General features: G+C 31.2%; 2 protein-coding genes. Both read left to right on the forward strand.

The genetic code is table 11. The features are described from left to right. Window positions 1-286 precede the first annotated feature (286 nt). Window positions 287-769, forward strand: a complete 483-nt coding sequence (locus QZ429_RS07615) for a hypothetical protein (RefSeq protein ID WP_291953398.1) — start codon at window positions 287-289, stop codon at window positions 767-769. Between the two features lie 70 nt (window positions 770-839). Then, window positions 840-1,199, forward strand: coding sequence for an ArsC/Spx/MgsR family protein (locus QZ429_RS07620; RefSeq protein ID WP_291953399.1), 360 nt, complete (start codon window positions 840-842; stop codon window positions 1,197-1,199). Window positions 1,200-1,601 lie beyond the last annotated feature (402 nt).

Below are 1,601 nucleotides of genomic sequence, written 5' to 3' on the forward strand. Positions count from 1 at the left end.
CTGCAAAATTTATGTAATTTTTTGGGCACTTTAAAATGCATAAATTTTTAGGAAAAGTGGGGCGTGAGAGATATTTTGCAAAAATGAATATCTATCCTCTATTAATTTTTTAATGGGTTTAATCTTCGTTAAATTTGCTAGTTAAAATAACTTGTTATTTTATAAACCAGATATTGTTCTATCATTAAGCATATTAACGATTTTCGTGAGTTTTTAGTTTTTTATAATATTTTGTTACTTTAGAATCATAATTTAAATCATTAACTCAAGCGGTATCGTAGTTAATATGAAGAAGTTAGAAGGAACGATTACTTTCATTAACCAAGAATATGGTTATGCATTTACAAATGGGGTTTCTTACGTTTTTACACGTGAATATAACCGTAAATTATGGGATAAGCTCGCTGTTGGATTCTGTGTCGCATTTTTGCCTGTACGCTTAGCAAGTGGAAAATTTTTTGCGAAAGCGATAGAGTTGCTTAATCCACATTATGTGCACCATTCTATTTCTCGCATGGGTAAAGTCGTTTCAAAAAATAAGGAGTATGCTACGATTTTATCAGGGCAAAAACATTATTATTTGAGTAAAATTCAGCATGGGATGAAATGGAATACCTTTAAGAAGGGAAGTAAGATGTTTTTTCGCTTGGATTATGTGGGAGAGGGGCACTACTTGATTACAACGTTTAGAGTAGTGGAAAATAAGGTGCAGTTAACGCGTTATACTTTAAAATCCCTATGGTCGGCAATTTTCAGGGATTTATTTTAATTCGCTTGAATATATCCGTCATACTTCGCTATTATTCAGAAAATCAATTAAATTACACCAAAGATACTTTATGAATAAAATTTATACGCTTTTAAATTGTACGACTTGTCAAAAAATTTTAGACCAAATTAAAGATAAGGATCGTTTTGATATTCAAAATATCAAAGAACACCCATTAACAGAAGCGCAATTAGAAGAACTTTACCAGTATACTGCTAGTTATGAAAAATTGTTTAGTAAGCGTGCTCAACTTTATCGCCAACTTGATTTAAAAAATAAGAATCTAACGGAAAAAGACTATAAACATTATTTATTAGAGCATTATACTTTTCTGGCTCGTCCTGTCGTTTTATTTGATGGGCAAATTTTTATTGGGAATGCCCCAAAAAAGGTTCAACATATGCTTGATGTTGTGAATGAAGGACTTTAATTTAGATATGCCACTGAACAGAAAATCGGTGGCATTTTTATATCCGTGATAAATAGAATGGTTCGAAGCTGCGATCACAGTATTTCATTTTTGAATAAAAGAGTTCATTTCTATCCCATCTTTATCTTCTTTGAAAAAAAATAATAAAAATTTTTACGCTTATCTTCCTGATATTACGCAAATCATACCAAAAAGTGCCTGGAGTACTAAAAAGTGCCTTCTTGCATGACATAGTATGGGGGAGTATAGTACACGGCATAGAGCAGGTGCTACTCCTACTTAACTGAATGAGATTTTAAATTCTTAAAATTCAATGGTATTAATTAAGGATTTTAATCATTTACAATTTTAAAAAGTTTATGGGAGTAAACATACTATGAATAGATTCACCATTCCGCGTGA

It is taken from the genome of Campylobacter sp. (assembly GCF_020024835.1).
Lineage (GTDB): Bacteria > Campylobacterota > Campylobacteria > Campylobacterales > Campylobacteraceae > Campylobacter_D.

Bases quoted from the DNA above. Each gene is read 5' to 3' on its own strand.
- QZ429_RS07615 (WP_291953398.1), top strand. From the start codon at position 287: ATGAAGAAGTTAGAAGGAACGATTACTTTCATTAACCAAGAATATGGT.
- QZ429_RS07620 (WP_291953399.1), top strand. From the start codon at position 840: ATGAATAAAATTTATACGCTTTTAAATTGTACGACTTGTCAAAAAATT.